General features: G+C 66.8%; 19 protein-coding genes. 7 read left to right on the top strand and 12 right to left on the bottom strand.

Going from position 1 to position 25593, the window contains the following annotated elements; genetic code table 11:
- Positions 1-192: 192 nt before the first annotated feature.
- Positions 193-510 carry an I78 family peptidase inhibitor gene (locus ACAW63_RS15060; RefSeq protein WP_371226412.1) on the bottom strand — a complete coding sequence of 106 codons (318 nt, stop codon included), beginning with the start codon at positions 508-510 and terminating at the stop codon, positions 193-195.
- Positions 511-746: 236 nt separating this feature from the next.
- Between ACAW63_RS15060 and ACAW63_RS15055 the strand changes: the two genes are divergently transcribed.
- The gene (locus tag ACAW63_RS15055; protein WP_371226410.1) at positions 747-1121 is read left to right on the top strand and encodes a hypothetical protein; all 375 of its coding nucleotides are present in this window, start codon (positions 747-749) and stop codon (positions 1119-1121) included.
- Positions 1122-1189: 68 nt separating this feature from the next.
- Here the strand turns inward: ACAW63_RS15055 and ACAW63_RS15050 are convergent, their stop codons facing one another.
- Positions 1190-2107, bottom strand: coding sequence for a LysR family transcriptional regulator (locus tag ACAW63_RS15050; protein ID WP_371234683.1), 918 nt, complete (start codon positions 2105-2107; stop codon positions 1190-1192).
- Between the two features lie 85 nt (positions 2108-2192).
- On the opposite strand from ACAW63_RS15050, the gene ACAW63_RS15045 reads away from it, so the two are divergent.
- The 3 genes from ACAW63_RS15045 to ACAW63_RS15035 all read left to right on the top strand — a co-directional run bounded on the left by ACAW63_RS15045 (position 2193) and on the right by ACAW63_RS15035 (position 4170).
- Positions 2193-2927 carry a hypothetical protein gene (locus ACAW63_RS15045; protein ID WP_371226408.1) on the top strand — a complete coding sequence of 245 codons (735 nt, stop codon included), beginning with the start codon at positions 2193-2195 and terminating at the stop codon, positions 2925-2927.
- Complete coding sequence (locus tag ACAW63_RS15040) at positions 2924-3247, top strand: antibiotic biosynthesis monooxygenase (RefSeq protein WP_371226406.1); 324 nt, start codon at positions 2924-2926, stop codon at positions 3245-3247. The genes ACAW63_RS15045 and ACAW63_RS15040 overlap by 4 nt, the downstream gene beginning before the upstream one ends.
- 434 nt (positions 3248-3681) lie before the next feature.
- A complete protein-coding gene (locus ACAW63_RS15035) occupies positions 3682-4170 on the top strand; it encodes a C40 family peptidase (protein WP_371226404.1) in 489 nt (162 codons plus the stop codon).
- Positions 4171-4230: 60 nt separating this feature from the next.
- Here ACAW63_RS15035 and ACAW63_RS15030 read toward each other — a convergent pair whose 3' ends face one another.
- The 6 genes from ACAW63_RS15030 to ACAW63_RS15005 all read right to left on the bottom strand — a co-directional run bounded on the left by ACAW63_RS15030 (position 4231) and on the right by ACAW63_RS15005 (position 16307).
- Entirely contained in the window at positions 4231-5703 is a 1473-nt protein-coding gene (locus ACAW63_RS15030) for an efflux transporter outer membrane subunit (RefSeq protein ID WP_371226402.1), read from the bottom strand.
- The gene (locus ACAW63_RS15025) at positions 5700-8810 is read right to left on the bottom strand and encodes a multidrug efflux RND transporter permease subunit (protein WP_371226400.1); all 3111 of its coding nucleotides are present in this window, start codon (positions 8808-8810) and stop codon (positions 5700-5702) included. The genes ACAW63_RS15030 and ACAW63_RS15025 overlap by 4 nt, the downstream gene beginning before the upstream one ends.
- Positions 8810-11932 (bottom strand): MdtB/MuxB family multidrug efflux RND transporter permease subunit, encoded by a 3123-nt coding sequence (locus ACAW63_RS15020; RefSeq protein ID WP_371226398.1) that lies wholly within the window; start codon positions 11930-11932, stop codon positions 8810-8812. Before ACAW63_RS15020 ends, ACAW63_RS15025 begins: the two co-directional genes overlap by 1 nt.
- Complete coding sequence (locus ACAW63_RS15015; protein WP_371226396.1) at positions 11929-13227, bottom strand: MdtA/MuxA family multidrug efflux RND transporter periplasmic adaptor subunit; 1299 nt, start codon at positions 13225-13227, stop codon at positions 11929-11931. The genes ACAW63_RS15020 and ACAW63_RS15015 overlap by 4 nt, the downstream gene beginning before the upstream one ends.
- 213 nt (positions 13228-13440) lie before the next feature.
- A complete protein-coding gene (gene tpx / locus ACAW63_RS15010; RefSeq protein WP_371226394.1) occupies positions 13441-13941 on the bottom strand; it encodes a thiol peroxidase in 501 nt (166 codons plus the stop codon).
- 1466 nt (positions 13942-15407) lie between these two features.
- On the bottom strand, positions 15408-16307 hold the full coding sequence (locus ACAW63_RS15005; RefSeq protein WP_371226392.1) for a LysR substrate-binding domain-containing protein: 900 nt from the start codon (positions 16305-16307) through the stop codon (positions 15408-15410).
- A gap of 115 nt (positions 16308-16422) precedes the next feature.
- Between ACAW63_RS15005 and ACAW63_RS15000 the strand changes: the two genes are divergently transcribed.
- Together ACAW63_RS15000 and ACAW63_RS14995 are read left to right on the top strand one after the other, a co-directional pair.
- Positions 16423-17415: an aldo/keto reductase gene (locus ACAW63_RS15000; RefSeq protein WP_371226390.1), complete on the top strand. Its 993-nt coding sequence runs from the start codon at positions 16423-16425 to the stop codon at positions 17413-17415.
- Positions 17416-17474: 59 nt separating this feature from the next.
- Positions 17475-17936: a thermonuclease family protein gene (locus ACAW63_RS14995; RefSeq protein WP_371226388.1), complete on the top strand. Its 462-nt coding sequence runs from the start codon at positions 17475-17477 to the stop codon at positions 17934-17936.
- A 56-nt stretch (positions 17937-17992) separates the two neighbouring features.
- Here ACAW63_RS14995 and mnmH read toward each other — a convergent pair whose 3' ends face one another.
- Together mnmH and selD are read right to left on the bottom strand one after the other, a co-directional pair.
- A complete protein-coding gene (gene mnmH / locus ACAW63_RS14990) occupies positions 17993-19093 on the bottom strand; it encodes a tRNA 2-selenouridine(34) synthase MnmH (protein ID WP_371226386.1) in 1101 nt (366 codons plus the stop codon).
- Positions 19093-20127, bottom strand: coding sequence for a selenide, water dikinase SelD (gene selD, locus ACAW63_RS14985; protein WP_371226384.1), 1035 nt, complete (start codon positions 20125-20127; stop codon positions 19093-19095). Before selD ends, mnmH begins: the two co-directional genes overlap by 1 nt.
- A gap of 371 nt (positions 20128-20498) precedes the next feature.
- Here selD and ACAW63_RS14980 point away from each other — a divergent pair, with 371 nt between their 5' ends.
- The gene (locus ACAW63_RS14980; RefSeq protein ID WP_370601246.1) at positions 20499-21536 is read left to right on the top strand and encodes a patatin-like phospholipase family protein; all 1038 of its coding nucleotides are present in this window, start codon (positions 20499-20501) and stop codon (positions 21534-21536) included.
- 512 nt (positions 21537-22048) lie between these two features.
- Here the strand turns inward: ACAW63_RS14980 and ACAW63_RS14975 are convergent.
- Positions 22049-22741, bottom strand: coding sequence for a response regulator (locus ACAW63_RS14975; protein WP_371234681.1), 693 nt, complete (start codon positions 22739-22741; stop codon positions 22049-22051).
- Positions 22742-22784: 43 nt separating this feature from the next.
- The gene (locus ACAW63_RS14970; RefSeq protein WP_371226382.1) at positions 22785-25442 is read right to left on the bottom strand and encodes an ATP-binding protein; all 2658 of its coding nucleotides are present in this window, start codon (positions 25440-25442) and stop codon (positions 22785-22787) included.
- Positions 25443-25593: the final 151 nt, after the last annotated feature.

Raw genomic sequence — 25593 nt, 5'->3', positions numbered from 1 at the left:
GTGCGCGCGGATATTTCTCTGGAAACCGCTTTTCGCATGAGCGGACCTTGTCCGCGAAATCCATCGCGGCGAAATCCGCGCTGACAGGGAAACGCTTGAGCTTGTCGCCAACCTGTAGGAGCGCGCTTGCTCGCGAACACAATCCCAACAAAAAAGCCCCGCACTGGCGGGGCTTTTTTCAAGAACAGCGGATCAGCCGCAGTTGACCTGCTGCACCACCTGATGATCGTCCACATCGATATTCAGGCGCTGGGAGTTGTACTCCATGGTGACCGGCTGATGCGGGCGCAGCACACGCGCCACGCTGGCGCCGGCATCGCGGCGGGCCTGCTCGGTCAGGGTCGGGTCGATGGTCTTGCCGACCAGCGCCTGCACGGCCTTGGCGTCACAGCTGGCGGAAGGCGCCGACGGAGATGGCGAGGCAGCATCGGACGAAGTGTCCTTGGCGCTGCAACCGGCCAGCGCGGCCACGGCGAAAAGCGACAGCAGGGTCACTCGGTTCAAGGGCATGGAAAGTCTCCCTGAGGGTGAGTTTGTGAAACGCGTGAAACGCATGAGGGCGCCACCTTACCAGCCTGGCGTCCCGGGCGGGGCAGTGAAGTATTGCAACCTGATGCACGGGAAGCCCGGCGCAGAGCCGCGCGGTGCCTTTTACACAACCTTTACACTGGCTGGCCTTACCAATCTCCGCGGGCGGATGTCTCATGGATATCGGACTCCATGCCGGGTCCCCCAGGAGGTACATCATGCTTCGCCGCCTTCCCCGGTTCGCCGTACTCTGCGGTTGCCTGGCCCTCGCCGGACAGGCAGCGGCCAACAGCAACAGCGATGCCGCCGCCATCGGCGCGGTAGTCGGCGCCGTGGTCGGCGGGGCGATCGTCGCCGGCTCGTCTCCGGGCCCCTACTACGCGCCACCACCGGCGCCGTACTACGCACCGCCCCCGGTGGCCTACTATCCACCGCCACCGGTGTACTACCAGCCGGTGCCGGTCTACCGCCCGGTCGTGGTCGTGCCGGGGCCCCGCTATTACGGCCCACGCTACTATGCGCCCCGTTACTATGCGCCCCGCTACTACGGACCGGCTTACTACGGTCCGCCGGGGCGCTATCGCCACTGGTAATTCGCACAGGCCCCGCTTCAAGCGGGCCTTTCGTTTCAGCGACCTCAGCAAAGGTGCCGGCGAAAACGCTAGCCCTGGCCACCGTCCCCGGTCCGTGGAGTCATGGACAGATTGCCGGCCAACTCCTCGAACAGCGTCACCACCGCGCGCAGTGCGCGGCAGTCCGGGCGCGTCAGCAGCCACAGGTGGGTGCTGCACCCCGGCAGCTCGCCCTCCAGCACCCGCAGGCCATCACCGGGGCGCAGCAGGAAAGCGGGCAGCGCCGCCAGGCCCAGGCCCGCGCGACACAGGTCGAGCACCGAAAGCATGCTGTTGCAGCGGTAGGCCGGGATCACTGCCGGAAACGCCTGGCGGCGCCAGGCGACGCTGGAGTGGTCGGGCAGGAAGTCGTCCGGCGCAATCCAGCTCATATCCTGCCAGGGCCGCTTGCCTTGCTCGGCGAGGTAGTCGCGGTGGGCGCAGAGGACGTAGTGCACATCGCCCAGGTTGCGCCCGACCAGGTGCTCCGGTGGCGAGCTGGTCAGGCGCAGGGCAATGTCGGCGTCACGGCGGCTGAGGTTGGCGAAGGCGTTGGAGGTGGTCAGTTCCAGGTTGAGCGCCGGGTAGCGCTTCATGAAGCGCGCCAGCGCCGGCAGCAGCAGACCTTGCAGCACGGTGTCGGAGCAGGTCAGGCGCACGGTGCCGCTGAGCACGTCGTGTCCCTGTTCCAGGCTCAACCGCGCGGCCTCCAGCGCCTGCTCGGCCAGCTCCGCCTGGCTGGCGACCTGTTGCGCGGTGGCGGTCGGCAGGTAGCCGTGGCGGCCCTTTTCGAACAACGCGGTGCCCAGCGCCTTCTCCAGCCGACGCACGGCGCGGAACACCGTGGAGACATCCACGTCCAGCAACTCCGCCGCCCGGGCCAGGCTGCCGCCGCGCACCAGCGCCAGTACCAGGGCGAGATCGGCGTACTCGAGACGATATTGCATAGACGCACTCCGGCATTGCACAACCGCCAATTTTGGTTGCACCAGCGCAACTATAAATTGCTCCCATCGGCCCGCCAATGGGCCACGGCGCAAAGGGGAGCGAAACATGAGGCGGCAACGCAAGGGTCTGCGCATCGGCTTGATCGGCGACCGTGACAGTCGCGTCATCGCGCACTGGGCGATTCCCCTGGCGCTGCAGCAGTCGCTGCTGCCCCACAGCGGCACCCTGCGCGTCGACTGGCTGGACACCCCGCGCCTGGCGGCCGGCCTGCCGCTGCACGCCTACTCCGGTTTCTGGTGCATCCCCGGCAGCCCCTATCTCGATACCGAGGGAGCGCTGCGCGCCATCACCTACGCCCGTACGCACGACGTTCCGTTCCTCGGCACCTGCGGCGGCTTCCAGCACGCGCTGCTGGAGCGCGCCCGCCAGGTCCTCGGCTGGCGGGATGCCGCCCACGGCGAGACCGACCCGGACGCCGAGCGCCCGGTGATCCATGCCCTGCCCTGCTCGCTGGTGGAAGTCAGCGAAACCATCGCGCTGCGTCCTGGCTCGCGCCTGGCGGCGATCTACGGCCTGCCGAGCATCCGCGAAGGCTATCGCTGCAGCTACGGGGTGAACCCCGCGTTCCAGGACGCGCTGTTCGGCGACTCGCTGCGGGCCAGCGCCCACGGTGAGGACGGCAGCATCCGCGCGCTGGAAGCCACGGACCACCCGTTCTTCCTCGCCACCCTGTTCCAGCCCGAGCGCAAGGCGCTCGCCGGCGTCGGCGTGCCGCTGGCCCAGGCCTTCCTGGCCGCCGCCTTCGAATACGCAGCCGCCGCTGTCGGGAGCCCCGCATGATCGCCAAGACCCCCCAGCCGCCCTATTACGCCGTGGTCTTCACCTCCCTGCGCAGCAAGCAGGGCGAGGGTTACGCCGACACCGCCACACGCATGCTGGAACTGGCCGCCGAGCAGGAAGGTTTCCTCGGCGTCGAATCCGCGCGAGGCGCCGATGGACTCGGCATCACGGTGTCCTACTGGCGCGATGAAGCCGCCATCGGCCGCTGGCGAAACCTGTGCGAGCACCGCAGCGCCCAGCAGCGCGGGCGGCGGGAGTGGTACGAGGCCTTCCAGGTGCGGGTCTGCCGGGTCGAACGCGCCTACGACTTCCAGCGCTGAGCGACCACTGGTCCCCAGTGGAAAACGCCTTCATGGGCACTGGAGAAATCCTGCATTCGATTTCCCTGCCCATTCCCAGGATGACACCCGTCCCGCTCACTCACCGCAAGGTGAATCGATGTGCGCCCCGCTCACCAACCCTATCGCTGGGGCGGTGAGGGCCTGGGGAAGGTTTCGACAGTAGCGGCCTGCTGGTGTACCTGTACGGCAGCATCGCCAACCGCATCGATTCGATGGACAACGGTTACTGGCGGCGCAGCTGCACCACGGCACGACGGTTCAGCGGGTGAACCGGCAAAGAAGTGAACCCGGGTCACCCATGGTTTTCAAATCAGAAAAGGCCTACACGGATCAGGCAAATTGCCTCGTCCCTGTCCTCAGAGAGGATCCTAAGATAGCGCTCCGTTTCACCCCTGCCACACGATGTATGAACGATGCGCCCGCTCTTCCTCCTCAACATGATCCTGATGGTCACCCTCGCGGCTCCGCTGTGCGAGGCCAGGGAGTCCGTAAAGGTGGCCCACGGCTACAAGACCGTCGCCAGCGACTCCCGCGTGGTCGCCCGTGCCCGGCAGTTGATCGGCGTCCCCTACCGCAGCGGCGGTAGCTCGGTGACGGGCGGTTTCGATTGCAGCGGCCTGCTGGTCTACCTGTTCCGTACCCAGGCGGGCACGAAGCTGCCGCGTACGACCGAAGAAATGATCCGGGCCGGCGGCACGCGCGTCGGCCGCGACGAACTGAAGCCGGGCGATGCCGTCTTCTTCAATCACAACGGCCGCGGCCGCACCAGCCACGTCGGGCTGTACATCGGCAACGACCAGTTCATCCATGCGCCCAGCTCCGGCGAGCGTATCCGCCAGGACTCCCTGGACAACAGCTACTGGGAGCGCAGCTACACCACCGCTCGCCGCTTCCGCGGCTAAGCCATCGGGACAACCCGTCGGGTGTCCCGCTGAGCGCGCTGATCGACGCCAGAGGGCGGATCAGTCCCGTACCGCCTGGCCTTCCTCGGCAATCTTCGCCGCATCCCAACCACCGCCCAGGGCGGCGATCAGTTGCACGCTGGCGGTCAGCCGGCTGCCCTGCAGGGTGAGCAGGGTGCGCTCGTTGGACAGCGCGCTGGTCTGGGTGGTGACCACGTTGCTGTAGTCGATGGTGCCGGCCTTGTACTGGTTGAAGGTCAGGCGCAGTGCCTCGCGGGCGGCGTCCAGCGCTTCCTGCTGCACGCCGCTCTCCTCCTCCAGCACCTTGAGCTGGACCATGTAGTCCTCCACTTCGCGGAAGCTGTCGAGCACGGTCTGCCGGTAGCTGGCCACGGTCTGGTCGTAGCTGGCCTCGGCCTGCTCCACCTGCGAGGCGATCAGGCCGCCGTCGAACAGGGTCATGGCGAACTGCGGGCCGATGGACCAGTAGCGGTTGGGCGTCTCGATCCAGTTCTGGAAGCTGCCGCTGCGGTAGCCGCCGGCGGCGGTGAGGGTCAGGTCGGGGAACCAGGCGGCCTTGGCCACGCCGATCTTGGCATTGGCGGCGATCACCTGGCGCTCGGCCGAGGCCACGTCCGGGCGACGCTGCAACAGCTCCGACGGCAGCAGCGCCGGCACCTGCGGCAGCGCAGGGACGGCGTCCACGGCGGCCAGGGAGAACTGCGCCGGCGGCACCCCGACCAGCACGGCGATGGCGTGCTCCAGCTGGGCGCGCTGGTATTTCAGGTCGATGGCCTGGGCCTCGGTGCTTTTCAGCTGGGTGCGCGCCTGGGCCACGTCGGCCTTGGTGACGATGCCGGCGTTGTACTGGTTCTCGGTAAGCTTCAGCGAGCGCTCATAGGCGACCACGGTGTCGTTGAGCAGCTTGATCTGCCGGTCCATCACCCGCAGTTGCAGGTAGTCCTGGGTCAGCTCCGACTGCAAGGACAGGCGCGAGGCGGCCAGGTCCGCGGCGCTGGCGTCCATGCTCGCGGTGTCGGCTTCCAGCTGGCGGCGCAGCTTGCCCCACAGGTCCAGCTCCCAGCTCACGCCGAGGCTGGCGTCGTAGCTGTTGGAAATACCGCCGCCACCACCGCTGGCCACGGTGGAGCCATCGGGCAGGCGCACGCTGCCGCCGCTGCCGGTGCCCTGGCCCGAACGCGTCTTGCCGGCGTCGGCGCTGATGGTGGGGAAGAACGAGGCGCGCGCGCCCTTGGCCAGCGCGCGGGCCTGGCGATAGGACGCCACCGACTGCGCCAGGGTCTGGTTGGCGGCGACCAGGCGCGTCTGCAGGTCGTTCAGCGTGGCATCGCCATACAGCTCCCACCAGGCGCCATGGTTGAAGCCGTCCTGGGGCTTGGCCAACTGCCAGCCCTCGCCCTCCTTGAAGCTGGCGGGGACCGTCAGCTCGGGACGCTGGTAGTCCGGGCCGATGGTACAACCGGCCAGGGCCACGGCCAGCGCCAAGGGAAGAATTGAACGAGAGCGGATCATACGGGTGTCTCCAGGGCGCCGTCGGTGCGCACGCCACGCTTCTGGTTGACCCAATGGCGCAGGCGGTCGAGGTAGAGGTAGACGACGGGGGTGGTGTACAGGGTCAGCAACTGGCTGCCGATCAGGCCGCCGACGATGGTCATGCCCAACGGGCGGCGCAGCGCGGCATCGCCGCCGACGCCGAAGATCAGCGGCAGCGCGCCCAGGATGGCGGCCAGGGTGGTCATCATGATCGGCCGGAAGCGCTTCATGCAGGCTTCCAGGATCGCGTCGCGCGGCGACAGCCCGAGAGTACGTTCGGCGTCGAGGGCGAAGTCGATCATCATGATCGCGTTCTTCTTCACGATGCCGATTAGCAGGATCACCCCGATCAGCGCGATCAGCGACAGCTCGGTGCGGAACAGCATCAGCGTGAGCAGCGCGCCGACGCCGGCGGAAGGCAGCGTCGAGAGGATGGTCAGCGGGTGCACGTAGCTCTCGTAGAGGATGCCGAGCACGATGTACACCGACACCAGCGCCAGCAGGATCAGCCAGGGCATGTTGTTCTGGGTGTCCTGCACCGCGCCGGCGTTGCCTTCGAAGGTGGCCTGGATGTCGATGGGCAGGTGCAGCGGCTCCAGCGCCGCCATCACCGCATCGCGGGCCGGGCCGATCAGCGCGCCGGGCGCCAGGTTGAAGGAGAAGGTGGTCGCGGCGAACTGCCCCTGGTGGTTGACCGTCAACGGCGCGCGGCTCGGCTCCACATGGGTGAAGGCCGACAGCGGCACCCGCTGGCCGTCGCTGCCGATCACGTAGACCTGGCGCAACTCTTCTGGCGACTCCTGATAGGGCTGATCCACCTCCATCACCACGTGGTACTGGTTCAGCGGGTTGAAGATGGTCGACACCTGGCGCTGGCCGTAGGAGTTGTTCAGCACCGCATCCACCTCGGCGACGTTGACCCCGAGGCTCGCGGCGCGGTCGCGGTCGATCACCAGGCGGCTCTGCACGCCCTTGTCCTGGGCGTCGCTGTTGACGTCCACCAGCTGCGGCACCTTGTTCAGCACCGCCTCGACCTTGGGCCCCCACTCGCGCAGCAGGGCGAGGTCGTCGCTGCGCAGGGTGAATTCGTACTGGGCGTTGCTCTGCCGGCCGCCGATGCGCACGTCCTGGCCGGCCTGCAGGTAGAGCGTGGCGCCGGGAATCTTCGCCAGCTGCTTGCGCAGGCGATTGACGATGACGTCCGCCGAGTCGCGCTCGCCGATGTCCTTCAGGGTGACGAAGAAGGAGCCGGTGTTGCTCGACTGCCACTTGCCGCCGCCGACGAAGCCCACCACGTTCTCCACCCCCGGATCGGCGGAGAGGATCTTGCGGAACTCGGCCATCTTCTGGTCCAGCGCCTGGAACGAGATGCTCTGGTCGGCCACCGCGAAGCCGCGCAGCCGCCCGGAATCCTGCTGCGGCAGGAAGCCCTTGGGCACCACCACGAACAGGTAGACGTTCAGCGCGATGCAGCCCAGCATGATCACCACCATCAGCCGCGAATGCTCCAGCGCCCAGCTGAGGCTCGCGCGATAACGCAGCATGAAGGCGACGAAGTAGCGGTTGCTCTGGCGTGCCACCGAGGCCTTCTGCGGCCGCTCGATGGGCTTGAGCAGCCGCGCGCAGAGCATCGGCGTGAGGGTCAGGGACACCACCAGCGACACCAGGATGGCCGCCGCCAGGGTCACCGAGAATTCGCGGAACAGCCGCCCGGTGATGCCGCCCATCAGCAGCAGCGGAATGAACACCGCCACCAGCGACAGGGTCATCGACAGTACGGTGAAGCTCACCTCGCGGGCACCGCGAATGGCCGCCTTGAGCGGCGGGTCGCCCTCCTCGATGCGCCGCGCGATGTTCTCCACCACCACGATGGCATCGTCCACCACGAAGCCGGTGGCGATGATCAGCGCCATCAGCGACAGGTTGTTCAGCGAGAAACCGCACAGGTACATGACCGCGAAGGTGCCCACCAGCGATACCGGCACCGCGAGGCTGGGGATCAGCGTGGCGCGGCCGTTGCGCAGGAACAGGTAGACCACCAGGATCACCAGCATCACCGAGATGATCAGGGTCAGCTCGGCCTCATCCAGCGAGGAGCGGATCGAGGGGCTGCGGTCGTCCATCACCGAGAGCTTCACCTGCGGGCCGAGCACGTCCTGGATGATCGGCAACTGCTCGTGGATGGCGTCGGTGGCCTCGATGATATTGGCGCCCGGCTGGCGGGTGATGATCAGCAGCACCGCCGGCAGGTTGTCGGAGAAGCCGGCGTTGCGCACGTCCTCCACCGAGTCGGACACCTTCGCCACATCCTTCAGGCGCACCGCCGCGCCGGTCTCGGCGTTGTAGTGGACGATCAGCGGCGCGTATTCGCTGGCCGTGCGCAACTGGTCGTTGGAGTCCACCTGCCAGTGCCGCTCGCCGAATTCCAGCGCGCCTTTCGGCCCGTCGGCATTGGTGTTGTCGATGGCGGTGCGCACGCTGTCCAGGGAAATGCCGTACTGGCTGAGCTGGTCCGGGTTGACGTCGACCCGCACCGCCGGCAGCGAGGAGCCGCCAATGCTCACCTGCCCCACGCCCTTCACCTGCGCCAGCTTGGGCGACACGATGGTCGAGGCGAGGTCGTACATCTGCCCACGGGTATAGGTATCCGAGGTCAGGGTGAGGATCATGATCGGCATGTCCGACGGGTTCGCCTTGCGGTACGTCGGGTTGTTCGGCATGCCGGTGGGCAGCAGGCTCGCCGCCGCATTGATCGCCGACTGCACCTCGCGCGCGGCGCCGTCGATGTCCTTGGACAGGTCGAACTGCACGATGATGGTGGTGTTGCCCAGGGAGCTGCTGGAGGTCATGTCGGTGACCCCGGCGATGCGTCCGAGCGCGCGTTCCAGCGGCGTCGCCACGGTGGAGGCCATGGTTTCCGGGCTGGCGCCGGGCATCGCCGCCTGCACCAGGATGGTGGGGAAATCCACGTTTGGCAGCGGCGCCACCGGCAGCAGGCCAAAGGACAGGATGCCGGCCAGCATCAGCGCCAGGGTCAGCAGGCTGGTCGCGACCGGGCGCAGGATGAACGGGCGCGAAAGATTCATCAGAGCCGCTCCGCCGGATCGATGCTGTTCACGTCCAGCCCATGGCGGCCGCGCCAGGCGGCCCAGCGCGCGGCGAGGCGGTCGAAGTACAGGTAGATCACCGGGGTGGTGAACAGGGTCAGCAACTGGCTCAGCAGCAGGCCGCCGACCATGGTCACGCCCAGCGGCTGGCGCAGTTCGGCGCCGGCGCCGCCGGCGAGCATCAGCGGCAGCGCGCCGAGCAGCGCGGCCATGGTGGTCATCAGGATCGGCCGGAAGCGCAACAGGCAGGCCTGGTAGATCGCCTCATGGGGCGGCTTGCCCTCGTTGCGTTCGGCGTCCAGGGCGAAGTCGATCATCATGATCGCGTTCTTCTTCACGATGCCGATCAGCAGGATGATGCCGATGATCGCCACGATGCCGATGTCCTGCCCCGCCAGCATCAGCGCCAGCAGCGCGCCCACGCCCGCCGAGGGCAGCGTGGAAAGGATGGTCACCGGGTGGATGAAGCTCTCGTAGAGGATGCCCAGCACGATGTACATGGTGACGATGGACGCCAGCACCAGCAGCAGGGTGTTCGACAGCGACGACTCGAACGCCTGCGCCGCGCCACGGAAGCTGCCTTGCAGGCTCACCGGCAGCTCCATCTGCGCCTCGACGTCGCGGATCGCCTGTACCGCCTCGCCCAGGGCGACGCCCTTGGCCAGGTTGAAGGAGATGGTCGCGGCCGGGAACTGGGCGATGTGGTTGACCGCCAGCAGGGTGTGGCGCTCCTCGACCTTCGCCAGGCTCGACAGGCGCACCTGGGTGCCGTCGCTGGCGGGGACGTAGAGGTTGTCCAGCGACTGCGGGCCGATCTGGAATTGCGGCGCCACCTCCAGCACCACACGGTACTGGGTGGCCTGGGTGAAGATGGTGGAGATCAGCCGCTGGCCGAAGGCGTTGTACAGCACGCTGTCGATGCTCGACAGGCTCACGCCCAGGCGCGAGGCGGTGTCGCGGTCGATGTTGATGTAGGCCTGCAGGCCCTTGTCCTGCCAGTCGCTGGCGACGTCGGCCAGCTCCGGCAACTGCTCCAGGCGATCCACCAGTTTCGGCACCCACTCGGCGAGCACCTCGGGGTCGGCGTCCTGCAGGGTGAACTGGTACTGGGTGCGGGCCACGCGGTCTTCGATGGTCAGGTCCTGCACCGGCTGCAGATACAGACGGATGCCGGGGACCTTGTCCAGCTCCGGCTGCAGGCGCTGGATCACTTCGCTGGCGGTGACGTCGCGGTCCGCGTGCGGCTTGAGGTTGATCAGCAGGCGCCCGGTGTTGAGGGTGGCGTTGCTGCCGTCGACGCCGATGAAGGACGACAGGCTTTCCACGGCCGGGTCCTGCAGCACCACCTTGGCCAGGTCCTGCTGGCGGCCCGCCATGGCCTGGAAGGAAATCGACTGCGGCGCCTCGGCGATGCCCTGGATCACCCCGGTGTCCTGTACCGGGAAGAAGCCCTTGGGCATGACCACATAGAGCAGCGCGGTGAACGCCAGGGTGCCGACGGCCACCAGCAGGGTCAGTCCCTGATGGCGCAGGACCACGCGCAGGGCGGCAGCGTAGCGCTCGATCATCCGCTCGATGAAGCGCCCGGCGGCGCGGGCGAAACGCCCCTCCTTCTCCGGCTCGACGTGGCGCAGCAGCTTGGCGCTGAGCATCGGCGTCAGGGTCAGGGAGACGAAGCCGGAAATCAGGATGGCCACCGCCAGGGTGATGGCGAACTCGCGGAACAGCCGCCCCGCCACGTCGCCCATGAACAGCAGCGGGATCAGCACGGCGATCAGCGAGAAGGTCAGCGAGATGATGGTGAAGCCGATCTGTTTCGAGCCCTTGAGCGCGGCTTCCAGCGGTGGGTCGCCCTGCTCCAGGTAGCGCGCGATGTTCTCCACCATGACGATGGCGTCGTCCACCACGAAACCGGTGGCGATGGTCAGCGCCATCAGCGTCAGGTTGTTGATCGAGAAACCGGCCAGGTACATCACGCCGAAGGTGCCGATCAGCGACAGCGGCACGGCGAAGCTGGGGATCAGGGTCGCGGAAATGTTGCGCAGGAACAGGAAGGTGACCATCACCACCAGGCAGACGGCGAGCAGCAGTTCGAACTGCACGTCCGCCACCGAGGCGCGGATGGTCGTGGTGCGGTCGGTGAGCACCGTCACTTCGAGACTGCCCGGCAGGTTCGCCTGCAGTTGCGGGAGCATCTTCTTGATGCTGTCCACCACCTCGATGACGTTGGCCCCCGGCTGGCGCTGGATGTTCAGCACCACCGCCGGGGTGTTGTTGGCCCAGGCGGCCAGGCGCACGTTCTCGGCGTCGTCCTCGACGCTCGCCACGTCGCGCACGCGCAGTGGCGAGCCATTCTTGTAGGCGATGATCAGGTCGCGGTAGGCGTCGGCGGACTTGAGCTGGTCGTTGGCGTCCAGGGTCGAGGAACGGGTCGGGCCATCGAAGCTGCCCTTGGGGCCGTTGAGGTTGTTGTTGGTGACGGTGGTCTGCAGGTCCTGCAGGCTCAGGCCGGCCGACGCCAGGGCCGCGGGGTTGGCGCGGATGCGCACGGCCGGACGCTGACCGCCGCTGATGCTGACCAGGCCGACGCCGGAAATCTGCGAGATCTTCTGCGCAAGACGGGTGTCCACCAGGTCCTGGATCTGCGGCAGCGGCATGTCCGTGGACATCACCGCCAGGGTCAGGATCGGCGCATCCGCCGGGTTCACCTTGCTGTACACCGGCTGGTTCGGCAGGTCCTTGGGCAGCAGGCTCTGCGCGGTATTGATCGCCGCCTGCACCTCCTGCTCGGCCACGTCCAGGTTGACCTGCAGGCTGAACTGCAGGGTGATCACCGAAGCCCCGCCGGAGCTGGTGGAGGACATCTCGTTGAGGCCGGGAATCTGCCCCAGCTGGTTCTCCAAGGGCGCGGTGACCGAGGAAGTCATGATGTCCGGGCTGGCGCCGGGATACAGGGTCACCACCTGGATGGTCGGGTAGTCCACCTCCGGCAGCGCCGAGATCGGCAGGAAGCGGTAGGCGATGATCCCCGACAGCAGGATCGCCACCATCAACAGCGTGGTGGCGACCGGCCGCAGGATGAACAGGCGTGACGGGTTCATTCGCTCTTACCGCTGTCCTGGACCGTATTGTCCGAGCCGAACGGCTTGGCGGTGCTCTTGTCGCCGGCCTGTTCGGCAGCCTCCTGGGCCTTTTCGTCGGAGTCGACGATGTTCATGCGCATGCCGTCGCGCAGGCGATCGGTGCCCTGGACGACCACGTGGTCACCCTCTTTCAGGCCCTCCGTCACCACCACGCGCTCGTTCTCGCTGGTGCCCAGGCTGACCAGTTGGCGCTTGGCCTTGTTCTCTTCCCCGACCAGGTAGACGTAGGTGCCGTCGTTGCCGCGCTGCACGGCGTTGGCCGGGATGGTCAGCACGCCCTGCAGGGTCTCGGCGAGCAGGCTTACGTTGACGAACTGGTTGGGGAACAGCTTGTGATCGTCGTTATCGAAGCCGGCCTTGAGCTTGACCGTACCGGTGGTGGTGTCGATCTGGTTGTCCAGGGTCTTGAGCACGCCAGTGGCCAGGGTCTGGTTCTGGTTGCGGTCCAGCGCCTGCACCGGCACCGGCTTGCCGCTGTACAGCTCGCGGGCGATGGTGCCGAGCTGCTGCTGCGGCAGGCTGAACACCACGGAGATCGGCTTGACCTGGGTGATCACCACCAGCGGCGTGGTGTCGCCGCTGGTGACCAGGTTGCCCACGTCCACCTGGCGCAGGCCGACACGGCCGGAGATGGGCGCGCGCACCTGGGTGAATTCGAGGTTGAGCTTGGCGTCGGCGACCTGGCCCTGGTTGGTCTTCAGGGTGCCTTCGTACTGGCGCACCAGCGCTTCCTGGGTGTCCAGGGTCTGCTTGGCGATGGAATCCTCGGCATACAGGCCCTTGTAGCGCGCGAGGTCGATCTGCGCGTTCTTCAGTTGCGCCTGGTTCTGCAGCAGCGTGCCCTGGGCCTGGTCCAGCGCGGCCTGGAACGGACGTGGGTCGATCACCGCGAGCACATCGCCGGCCTTAACTTCCTGACCTTCCTGGAACGGCACCTTGACCAGCTGGCCGCTGACCCGCGCGCGTACGTTGACCGTGTTGTAGGCCGTGACGGTGCCGAGGGCGTGGTAATGCACCGGCAGGTCGCCCTTGACCGCGGGCGCGACGCTGACGGTCACCGCAGCACCCTGCCCCGCCGCCATCTGCCCCGGGCTCGGCCGCCCGCCGCGTCCACCGCCCTGGGCCGCCGGCGCCCCGCTGGACGTCGAGTGCAGCCACATGATCAGCCCCACCACACCGGCGAATATGATCGCGGTGAACAGCCAGGGGCGCAGGGTGCGGAGTTTGGAGGGCGTTCCATTGCGTGGGGTCATGGTCGTCGTCATGGCGAAAAGAAAAGAGGATAGCGAGGCTGAACGATAAGCACAGCAAGGCCGCAGGCAAAGTCTCTTTACCCGCTATTTACCTTTGATTTACCGGAGGTTACGAATTTTCCAGGACGTTGCGACCCGGATCGGCCGGAAGGGTTCCGACCAGCCGGACCGCCCCTGCGGGGTCGGCCCGGTTACGTCATCAGCGCCGAGTTATCAGCTCAGGGCGGCGATGGCGGCGGCGTAGTTCGGCTCGTCGGCGATTTCGCCCACCAGCTCGCTGTGCAGCACCTTGTTCTGCTCGTCCAGCACCACGACGGCGCGGGCAGCCAGGCCAACCAGCGGACCGCTGGAGATGGCCACGCCGTAGTTGGCGAGGAACTCACGGCCACGCAGGGTGGACAGGTTGACCACGTTCTCCAGGCCTTCGGCGCCGCAGAAGCGCGCTTGAGCGAACGGCAGGTCGGCGGAAACGCACAGCACCACGGTGTTGGCCAGCTTGCTCGCCTCGGCGTTGAACTTGCGCACGGAGGTGGCGCAGGTCGGGGTGTCGACGCTGGGGAAGATGTTCAACACCTTGCGCTTGCCGGCGTAGGTTTCCAGGGTGACATCCGAGAGGTCGCCGGCGACCAGCTTGAGGGCCGGAGCCTGTTCGCCTTTCTGCGGCAGCTTGCCATCGACGGAAACCGGATTGCCCTTGAGGGTGACTTGAGCCATTGCTTGGGTCCTTCTGGTGAGGGGTGGCAGCGCTGGCGGAATGCCAACACCGCCCGAGGATTCGGGGCCGGGGGGCAAATCCTAGCACGACTTGTCTGAGTGGATTAGTCGGGATATTCAAACGCGGGCTCATCCTTAGGAGCGAATGCTCTTGCGCGTTGCAGGGCGAAAATGTCTCAAGCGTTATCTGTTGTCTTGTTTGGTGTTCATGCGCCGCTTCGGTGTGCGCTGAGAGATTTTGTTTCGCCCCCTCGGGCGAGTCACTTTTCTCAAGCGCCATGCACCAGAAAAGTAACCAAAAGGGCTCGCCCCGACATCCGGGTCTTCGTTTCGCCGGACTGATTCGCTTCGCTCACCCTTCGGGCCAGCCTTCGGCTGTTACTTCGCTGCGCTCGCTCCGGTATCGCTCCGAGGGTCGGCGTACAAGGGCCATCCCCGGCCCTCTACGCCTCTCGCGGCATCCATGCCGCTCGCCCCTCTGCGCGATACCTCCACTCAGCCTCCTGACGGGACTCTGCGCACGCCTGGGATATTGGCTGCTTCGTGCATGGATAGCTGTTCGTAGGAGCGAGCTTGCTCGCGAACAGGCGGATAACGCTGCGCGTTATTCGCCCTACAAGAGCATCGCGGACGGATACACGTGACTCCTGTAGGAGCGGACCTTGTCCGCGAAAGCCATCCCGGATGAATCCGATCCAACAGGGAAATACCTGCGTATCGCGCATGCGTAGGAGAGGACTCCGTCCGCGATCAGCTGTGGTTCGCGAGCAAACTCGCTCCTACAGGTTGGCGACAAACCCAGACGCCTCCCTGTCAGCACGGATTTCGCCGCTATGGATTTCGCGGACAAGGTCCGCTCCTACGGGAGCACAGCTTCTGCTTTGGCTTTGGCCCTCAAAGGCTTCCAGAGAAATATCCGCGCACTCCGAAGCGCCCCTTCAGGAGGCCGAGCGGAATCGGAGTTTCAGGGGTTGAGCGGCATGGATGCCGCGAGAGCGTCGTTGGGCCATGGATGGCCCGTCGACGCGGGCCCCTGAAACTCCGATGGAGCGAGGGAATTTTTCGCCTAAGCGAAAAACCGGATGCAGGGGCAAGCGCTTTGGTTACTTTCTCGCGTTTGAGAAAGTGACTCGCCCGAGGGGGCGAAACCAAAGACATCCGCACACACCGACGCAGCGCAGAAACACCTAACCAAAAGCATCGCGGACAAAGTCCGCTCTTACCAGGACCTGAGCAGGAACGTAGGGCGTATAACGTTCGACGTTATACGCCGTTTGACCTTGGTTTCCGGTTGCACGGACTGCGACCGGCTGGCGCTTCGAACTCGGCCAATACGCCAGCCGGTGATCCAGGTGTATCGGCGTACAACCGCGAACGGTTGTACGCCCTACGAATGCGCAGACAGTTGCTCCTACAAAGGCCATGTCCCTCGGTACGACGAACGCATCTCCCCCAAACCCGCCCCCTCACCAATTCCGCTCCGCAAACAGCTGCGCCAGCCAATCGGAAAACACCCGCAACCTCCGCGACATCTGTCGCCGCACCGGATAGAGCACACTCAGCGCCAGCGGCGGTGGCCGCCACTGCTCCAGCACTTCCACCAGCTCGCCACTGGCCAGCCCGTCGCACAGGTGATAGCGCGGCGCCTGGATCATCCCGAAACCCGCGCGGCAGGCGGCGATATAGGCATCGGCGTTGTTCACCGTGATCCGGCTCGGCAACCGCTGCGTGCGCAACTCGGCGCCGAAGCGGAACTCCAGGTCGAATATGCGTCCGCTGGAAGCCGACTGGTAATTCACCGCCAGATGCCCGGCGAGCCGGTCAGGATGCTCGGGCCGGCCGAACTCGGCCAGGTAATCGCGGCTTACGCAGGTAAGCTGCTCCAGCTCGGCGATGCGCCGGCCCACCAGGCTGGAGTCGGCCAGTTCACCGGCGCGCAGCACGCAGTCCACGCCTTCGCGCACCAGGTCCACCTGGCGGTCGTTGAGGCTCAGCTCCAGTTCGATCTGCGGATAGCGCCGGCAGAACGCCGGCAGCGCCGGAATCACCACCAGCCGCCCCAGCGAACTGGGCAGGTCGACCCGCAGCTTGCCGCGCGGATTGTCCGGCGACTCAGAGAAACAGCTTTCCGCCTCCTCCAGATCCTCCAGCAACCGCACGCAGCGCTCGTAATAGGCCTCGCCGTCAGCAGTGACACTGACCTGGCGGGTGGTGCGGCGCAGCAACTGCACGCCCAGGTGCGACTCCAGTTGCTGGATCAGCTGGGTCACGCTGGCGCGCGGCAGCTGCAGGCTGTCCGCCGCCTTGCCAAAGGCCTTGAGTTCGACGATGCGGATGAAGACCTGCATGGCCTGCAAGCGGTCCATGGCGACGCTCCGATTATTCATTCAAGCCAAATAGTTAAACCGTAATCAGCCGGTTTATCCATGCAATCCAAACAACAAGAATGAATCCACTTCCCCACCTCCCGGAGAACTGAGCATGAAAACCCGCCGCCTCGGCCCGCAGGGCCCCAGCGTTTCCGCCATCGGCCTCGGCTGCATGGGCATGTCCGACTTCTACACCACAGGCATCGACGAGAAGGAGTCCATCGCCACCCTGCACCGCGCCCTGGAACTGGGCGTCAGCCTGTTCGACACCGCCGACGTCTATGGCCCGCACACCAACGAGGAACTGCTCGGCCGCGCGCTGAAAGGCAAGCGCGAGCAGATTTTCCTCGCCACCAAGTTCGGCCTGGTGCGCAACCCCGACCAACCCGCGAGCCGGGGCGCCAATGGTCGTCCGGAGTATGTGCGGCAAGCCGTGGAAGGCAGCCTCAAGCGCCTGGGCACCGACCATATCGACCTCTACTACCAGCACCGCGTCGACCCCGAGGTGCCCATCGAAGAAACCGTCGGCGCCATGGCCGAGCTGGTGCGCGCCGGCAAGGTGCTCTATCTGGGCCTGAGCGAAGCCTCGGCCGAGACCCTGGAGCGCGCCCACAAGGTCCACCCGATCACCGCCCTGCAAAGCGAATACTCCCTGTGGACCCGCGATCCGGAGGAAAACGGCGTGCTGGAAACCTGCCGCCGCCTGGGCGTCGGCTTCGTTCCCTACAGCCCGCTGGGACGCGGCTTCCTCACCGGCGCGCTGCGAAGCCCCGACGACTTCGCCGAGGATGACTATCGCCGCTTCAGCCCGCGCTTCAGCGGGGAAAACTTCGCGAAGAACCTGCAACTGGTGGAAAAAATCGGTGAACTGGCCGCAGCCCGTGGCGTGAAACCCTCGCAACTGGCGCTGGCCTGGGTGCTGGCGCAGGGCGAACACCTGGTGCCGATCCCGGGCACCAAGCAGCGCAAGTACCTGGAAGAGAACGTCGCCGCCGTGACGCTGGAACTCAGCGCGGCGGAGCTGGCCGAGATCGACGCCATCTTCCCCGTTGGCGCCGCCGCGGGCGGACGCTACAGCGCAGAGGTGATGAGCCTGATCCAGTAAGCGGGCGCCCCGCGAGCGAACACCAGCGGTTATGCTGGCGTTCGCTTGACGGAGGCCCCATGCGACGGATTTCCACCTTGCTGTTGATGACCCTGGCCTGCACCGCCGTGGCGCAGGAAGAGTGTCGGGTCACCGCCGTTCACAGCGGTGACCGGCTCAGTTGTCAGACTCGCGATGGCACATCCCTGAGCATTCGCCTGCGAGGCATCGACGCCCCCGTGTCCGATCAACCCTTCGGCGAGCGCGCTCGGGAAGCCCTGCAACGACTCACGCTGGGCAGGACCGCCTGCCTGCGCGCCACGCAGCCCGAGGCGGACGGATCACTGCGTGCAGCGGTCTGGGTGGAGCCGGCCGACTGCCCCGACTGCGGCCAGACGCTGGACGCCGGCCGCGCGCTGTTGAGCGTCGGCCTGGCGCGCTGGCGACAGACAGATGAGCAGACGGCCGAAGAGAAAGGCCAATACGAATTCGAAGAACAGGAAGCACGGGCGCGCCGGATCGGCCTGTGGCGCACCCCTTGAGAGCCTGTTCAGTGTCTGCCTGCGCTCGGCGAGCGCCTTGAACGAACGCTGAGGGCTCAGCGCTCCGCACGGAAGCGCAGGTACTCGACCACCTCGGCCTGGGTGCCGCGGAACTCGATGCGCGACTCCTTGCTCTCGCGCTGGAAGGCGTACATCGGGTCGTAGTACTCGCTCAGCAGCCCTTCGATCCAGCCCCGGTGCAGGTCCACCGCGCCGCTGCGCTTCTGCTCGTCCAGCGCCGCGTCCATGATCGCGGCCAGGCGCTGGTAGCGCTCGCCGCCCAGGCGCTTGACGATGCCCGACAGGCTCTTGCGCAGGTAGGCCGCGAAGGCGTCGAAGCCGCCCTCCTCGCCCACCACCCGGACATGGTCGGCGCACAGGTCGGTCACGTAGTCCTTGAGGATGCGTTCCACGCGCTGCTCGAAGCTGTCGTCCAGCCACACCAGCGGAAAATGCTGCATGCCCTGGTACAGCTCCAGCGGCACCGAGCAGCTGCCGACGATGCGCCCTTCGTCTTCCAGCACGAACTGCTCCATGCCGGCGTGGCGCTTCTTCAGGATGTCGATGGCCAGGCGGTTCTCGAAGTCGATCTGCGCCGGCTGCGGCGTGGCGCGGCGACCGAAGGCGGAGCCCCGGTGGTTGGCGTGGCCTTCCAGATCCAGGCTATTGGCCAGTTGCGCGACCACTTCGGTCTTGCCGGTGCCGGTCAGGCCGCCGACCAGCACGAACTGGCACTCTTCGGCCGCCGCCTGGGTGGTGTCGAAGAGGAAGGCGCGCATCGCCTTGTAGCCACCGACCACGCGGGGGTAATCGATGCCGGCCTCGCTCTTGAGCCACTGCTGGGTGATCTGCGAGCGCAGGCCGCCACGGAAGCAGTACAGGTAGCCGTCGGGATTGGCCCTGGCGAAGGCGGCCCAGGCCTCGATGCGCTCGGCCTTGAGCTTGCCGTTGACCAACTCGTGGCCCAGGGCGATGGCCGCCTGCTGGCCGTTCTGCTTGTAGCAGGTGCCGACCTTCTGCCGCTCGATATCGTTCATCAGCGGCAGATTCACGGTGTGCGGGAAGGCGCCCTTGCTGAACTCGACCGGGGCGCGCACGTCCATCATCTTCACGTCGCCGAGGAACAGCTCGCGGTAGTGGCGGGTGTTGTCGCGCATCACACCACCTCGACCGCGTGACGCTGTCGGCCGACCAGTTCGCCGATGGGCGCCAGGTCCAGGCCGAGTTCCTTCGCCGTGGCGAGGAACTGCGCCTCGCCCTCCGGCTCCACCGCCACCAGCAGGCCGCCGCTGGTCTGCGGGTCGCACAGCAGCAGCTTGTGCAGCTCCGGCAGCGGCGCGATGCGCTCGCCGTAGCTGTCGAAGTTGCGCAGGGTGCCGCCGGGCACGCAGCCGGCTTCCAGGTAGTACTCGACGCTGGAAAGGCGCGGCACGGCGTCATAGCGGATGCGCGCGGTCAGGCCGCTGCCGTCGGCCATTTCCACCAGGTGGCCGAGCAGGCCGAAGCCGGTGACGTCGGTCATCGCCTTCACGCCGTCCAGCTTGCCGAAGCGCGCGCCGGGCTTGTTCAGGGTGCACATCCAGTCGCGGGCGACGCCGACGTCCTCGGCGCGCAGCTTGGCTTTCTTCTCGGCGGTGGTGAGGATGCCGATGCCCAGCGGCTTGGTCAGGTACAGCTTGCAGCCTTCGCTGGCGGTGTCATTGCGCTTCATGAAGCGCTTCTCGACCATGCCGGTTACCGCCAGGCCGAAGATCGGCTCCGGCGCGTCGATGGAGTGGCCGCCGGCCAGCGGGATGCCGGCGTCGTCGCAGACCTTGCGCCCGCCGGCGATCACCTCGCGGGCGACTTCCGGAGCCAGCACGTTCACCGGCCAGCCGAGGATGGCGATCGCCATCAGCGGGTCGCCGCCCATCGCATAGATGTCGCTGATGGCGTTGGTGGCGGCAATGCGGCCGAAGTCGAAGGGATCGTCGACGATCGGCATGAAGAAGTCGGTGGTGGACACCACACCACGCTCGGCGTCGATAGCATAGACAGCGGCGTCATCGCGCGAGGCGTTGCCGACCCAAAGGTTCGGGTCGAGGTTCTGCGCGCCGCTGCCGGCGAGGATGACCTCCAGGACCTTGGGGGAAATCTTGCAACCACAGCCGGCACCATGGCTGTACTGGGTCAGGCGGATCGGTTCGCTCATCGCGGACTCCGGCGAAAGAAAAACAGACGACGATTTTAGGGGCTGTTCACGTTGCGTCGCTACCGCGGCAAACCTCGTTTTGCGCGGAGGACGATGCGACAGCCACTCAACGGCATGAAATGGATACGACGAACGGCCCAATTCCGCGCAAAACAAGGTTCGCCCCTTCGGGTTACGCGGCAAATCACGCCATGCGTCGTTGCGGGACTTGCCAAGGGAATGACCATTGCCTGCGTCCCGCGCCTAGCCTGGCGCGATTTGGCGCAGCAACGCGGTCTGCGCCGCAACGCGAACAGCCCCTCGCAAAGCCGACCTTGGCGGCGCTTGCCCCCGGGCGTATCGTCGAAAGGTTTCGCAAGGGGGAATACCCGATGTCCAAACAGATTGCGCTGGTGCTCGGTTCCGGTGGCGCGCGCGGCTACGCGCATATCGGCGTGATCGAGGAGATCGAACGGCGCGGCTACGAGATCGTCTGCATCGCCGGCTGCTCCATGGGCTCGGTGATCGGCGGCATATACGCCGCCGGCAAGCTGGAAGAGTACCGCGAGTGGGTGGAAAGCCTGGATTACCTGGATGTGCTGCGCCTGCTCGACGTGAGCTTCCGCCTCGGCGCCATCCGGGGTGAGCGGGTGTTCGGCAAGATCCATGAAATGCTCGGCGAGATCGACATCGAAGACCTGCCGATCCCCTACACCGCCGTGGCCACCGACCTGACCAACCAGCAGGAAATCTGGTTCCAGGAAGGCTGCCTGCACCAGGCCATGCGCGCGTCGGCGGCGATCCCCAGCCTGTTCACCCCGGTGATGCAGGGCAGCCGCATGCTGGTGGACGGCGGCCTGCTCAACCCGCTGCCGATCGTCCCGGTGGTCTCGACCCATGCCGACCTGATCGTCGCGGTCAACCTCAACGCCACCAACCAGCGCCAGTATTCGCTGCCGGTGATCGAGCGCCCGGCCGCCATCATGGGCCGCTTCGACGCGGTGATTTCCGGCCTGTCCAACAAGCTGAGCTTCTTCCGCCGTGGCGACAGCGAGGCACCGCCGGAACTGCTGCCCGACGCCCTGCTCAACCCGATACCGGCCACCGCCGAGGAACCCGCCGAACCGGAGATGCAACAGCCCGCCGCCGCCCCACGTGGCAAGGGCTCGCCGCGCTCGGCCACCGGCAGCCGGGTGATCGAGAGCAGCAGCCCGGCGTCCCTGCTGGAACTGGTGAACCAGAGCTTCGAAGTGATGCAGACGTCGCTGGCGCAGTACAAGATCGCCGGCTACCCGCCGGACATCCTGATCAACGTGCCCAAGCGCGTGTGCCGCTTCTTCGAGTTCTACAAGGCCCCGGAACTGATCGCCCTCGGCCGGCAGATCGCCAGCGATACGCTGGATCGGTATGAGGAGGAGAATTCGTACTAGCCGCCGATTTCGGGTGCCAGAGGCTCGCAAGCAGGAGTTGGGCGTTCTGCTCGATCCTGCAGTGAGCGCAATCCACCGGAACTCCCTTCAGGATCGGATTCCGCCGCACCGGATTTCGCGGACAAGGTCCGCTCCTACGGGAGCTAGCCCGGCGCACCGCTCTCGCCCTAGCTCTTAAGAGACTTCCAGAGAAACACCCGAGCACTCCGAACGGCCCCTTTCAGGAGGCCTCGTTGGATCGGAGTTTCAGGGGTTGAGCGACATGGATGTCGCGAGAGCTGCGATGGGCCAGGGACGGCCCTTCGCAGCGTGCCCCTGAAACTCCGGTTCAACGAGGGCATTTTTCGCCCCAAGCGAAAAACCGGATGGAGGGGCAAGACCTTTGCCCACTTTGGGTCGTTTGCCAAAGTGGGTCGCCCGAGGGGGCGAAACCCAATACAGCCGAACACGCCGAAGCGGCGCAGAAATACCCAGAACAAGAAGCATCGCGGACAAAGTCCGCTCCTACAAAATCAGCTCTCGCGCAAGCGATAGCCGACCCCTGCCTCGGTGACGATAAAGCGCGGGCTGGTCGGATCGTCCGCGAGCTTCTGCCTCAGGTGGCCAACCACCACACGCAGGTAATGGGTGTCCTCGGTATGGGTCGGCCCCCAGATATCCTTGAGCAGCTGCTGCTGGGTGACCACCCGGCCGACATGTCGCGCCAAGGTCGAGAGCACGGCGTACTCCTTGCGCGTCAGCGCCACTTCGGCGCCATCGAGCAACACGCGGCGGTAGGAGAAATCCACGCTCAGCGGCCCCACCGCGACCAGCGCCTCCTGGGTCTCGCCGCTGCCGCCCTGGCGCAGCAGGACGCGGATGCGCGCCAGGAACTCCTGGATGCCGAAGGGCTTGGTCACGTAATCGTTGGCGCCGCCGTCCAGCGCCAGCACCTTTTCGCTCTCGCTGGCGCGCACCGAGAGCACCAGCACCGGCACCTGCGACCACTCGCGCAGTTCACGCAGCACGTCCTGACCGTCCTTGTCCGGCAGGCCGAGGTCGAGCACCACCAGGTCCGGGCGGCCCAGCGCGGCCTGGGCCAGACCTTCCTCGCCGGTACCGGCCTCCAGCACCTTGTAGCCACCAGCGCTGAGGCTGATGCGGAGGAACTTGCGGATCTGCGGTTCGTCGTCGACGACCAGGATGGTGGCGGCGCTGGCGTTCATCGGGGAACTGGACTGGCTGGCGGGGCCGTCCAGCTTGAGCCTTTCAGACAGCGGCATCAAGCTGCTCGAGGTCCGGCTGCTGCTGCAACGGCAGGTGCAGCACGAGGGTAGTGCCGCGCCCGTCGATGCCATCCTCGACGGTGATCCGCCCGCCGTGGGCGCCGACCATACCCTGGCAGATCGCCAGGCCCAGCCCGGTGCCCTGCCCACCCCGATCGCCACGAGCGGCGGTGTAGAACATGTCGAAAATCTTCTCCCGCTCGGCTTGCGGAATACCCGGCCCTTCGTCGCTGACCAGGAAGCGCAGCTCCTCTTCACCCTGCTCCACCGCCACGCGCAGGCGACCTTGCGGCGGCGAGAAACGTGCGGCGTTCTCCAGCACGTTGACCAGCGCCTGCTCGATCAGCGCGGCGTGTACGTAAAGCAGCGGCAGCTCAGTTGGCACGCGGGTTTCCACACGGTACGGGGCGACCACCGCGCGCAGGCGGTTGAGCGCGCTGCCGACGATGTCGCCGGGCGAGACCCAGTCACGCGACAGCTTCAGGCCGCCGTGGCCCAGGCGGGTCATGTCCAGCAGGTTCTGGATATAGCGGTCCAAGCGCTCGGCCTCGTCGCGGGTGCTTTCCAGCAGCTCGCGGCGATCGTCGGGAGGAATGGCGTCACCGAGGGCCAGCAGGCTGTCGATGGCGCCGCGCATGGAGGTCAGCGGCGTGCGCAAATCGTGGCTGACCGAGGCCAGCAGCGCACTGCGCAGTTGTTCGGTTTCGCCGTGCAGGCGCGCGGCTTCCAGGTCCTCGGCCAGACGCGCGCGAGCCAGCGCCTGGCCCAGCGGCTGGCCGAGGGCGGCGAGCAGGCGGCGACGCGAACCCGGCAATGGCTGGCCATCGCGCGGGCTGACGCCCAGCAGCGCCAGCGGGCCGTCCTCGCCGGATAGCGGCCACCACCACCAGCGCCCGCCCGGCAAGGTGCCGGTGCCCAGGCCGGCCGGCTGGTCGTGCTGCCAGGCCCAATCGGCGGCGGCGCGCTCCTGATCGTCGAAGGGACGGTTCAGGCCGCCTTCGACCTTCCACTCGCGGTTCCGCTGGCCGAGCAGGCAGATATCCAGCCCCTCCCAGCCGCCCAGCTGCTGCGCGGCGGCGGCCATCACCGCCTGGCGGTCGGTGGCGGCGGTGAGCTTGCGCGACAGGTCGAGCATCTGGCTGGTTTCCTCCTGGGTGTCGCTCAGGGCCTGCAATTGCCGGCGCTGACGCGCGGCGAGGTTACCGGTGAGGCCGGCCATGAGCAGGAAGAACAGCAGAGTCAGCACGTCCTCTTCGCGCTGGATGGCGAAGGAGAAATGCGGCGGAATGAACAGGAAGTCGTAGGCCAGGAACGACAGCACCGCGCAGGCCAGCGCCGGCCCCAGGCTGCTGCGTACCGCGACCAGCAATACGGCGGCGAGGAACACCAGGGAGATGTTGGGCAGCTCCAGCACGCTGGCGACCCCCCAGGCCACGGCGCTGGCCACTGCCGCCGCGACGGCCGACAGCAGGTAGTCGCCCCAGGGCCAGGAGGTTTGCGGACGACTCTTCGGCGGCGCCAGGTCGGCCTCGCTGTCGAGTACGCTGATCTCCAGCCCTTCGCCCAGGCGCAACAGGCGCGCCGCCAGGCCGCCGCCGAACAGCCGGCGATACCAGCGCTGCCGCGAGCGGCCCACCAGCACGAGGCTGGCGCGGCGCTCCTTGGCGTGCTCGATCAGGGTCAGCGCCACTTCACCGCCGCGCAGCTCGACCACGTCGCCGCCCAGGCGCTCGGCCAGTTGCTGGGCGCTCTGCAGTTGCATGCGCGACTCTTCGCTGCGCGGCTCCGCCGTATCGACGTGCACCAGGCTCCAGGGCAGATGACGGCGCTCGGCCACGCGGCTGGCGTGGCGCACCAGGCGTTCGGCGTTCTGCTCGCCGTCCACCCCGACCACCAGGCGCCCGCGCAGCGCCGGCGCTTCGCTGCCCTGTTGCCGGTGGCGATGGGCCAGGTCGGCGTCGACCCGCGCCGCTGCCGTCTGCATGGCCAGCTCGCGCAGGGCGGTCAGGTTGGTCTGGCTGAAGAAAGCGTCGATGGCGGCCCGCGCCTGCTCGGGCACATAGACCTTGCCTTCGCGCAGGCGCTCCAGCAGTTCGCGCGGCGGCAGGTCCACCAGCAGCAGTTCATAGGCTTCCTGCAGCACCCAGTCGGGCACGGTTTCGCGCACCTGCACGCCGGTGATGTCGCGCACCTGGTCATTGAGGCTTTCCAGATGCTGCACGTTGACCGTGGTGTAGACGTCGATGCCGGCGGAGAGCAGTTCCTCGATGTCCTGCCAGCGCTTGGCGTGGCGGCTGCCGGGGGCGTTGCTGTGGGCCAGCTCATCCACCAGGGCGAGCTTCGGCGGGTCGGCCAGCAGGCCGTCGAGATCCATTTCCACCAGCTTGATGCCGCGATATTCGGTGCGCTTGAGCGCCTGCTGCGGCAGGCCCGCGAGCAGCGCTTCGGTTTCGGCGCGGCCGTGAGTCTCGACGATGCCCACGCGCAGGTTCACGCCCTGGCGCAGCTGGCTCTGCGCGGCCAGCAGCATGGCGTAGGTCTTGCCGACCCCCGGCGCGGCACCGAGGAAGACTTTCAGTCGGCCACGGCCCATGCTCGGCAGATCGGCAAGCAGGGCGTCGGCGCGGGTGGGGTCGGTCATGGGGCTATCCTCGGGGCGCGTTGGGCGCTCGTTTCAATGAGGGAGCGAGTTCAGAGAACCCTCTCCCCAGCCCTCTCCCTGAAGGGAGAGGGAGCCGTCCTCTGCCCATGGACGGCCCTGCGTTGTTCCTCATACCGCGGCAGGTTCGGTA

It is taken from the genome of Pseudomonas sp. QE6, from assembly GCF_041379005.1.
Lineage (GTDB): Bacteria > Pseudomonadota > Gammaproteobacteria > Pseudomonadales > Pseudomonadaceae > Pseudomonas.
This window is presented reverse-complemented; position numbering and strand designations above follow the sequence as displayed.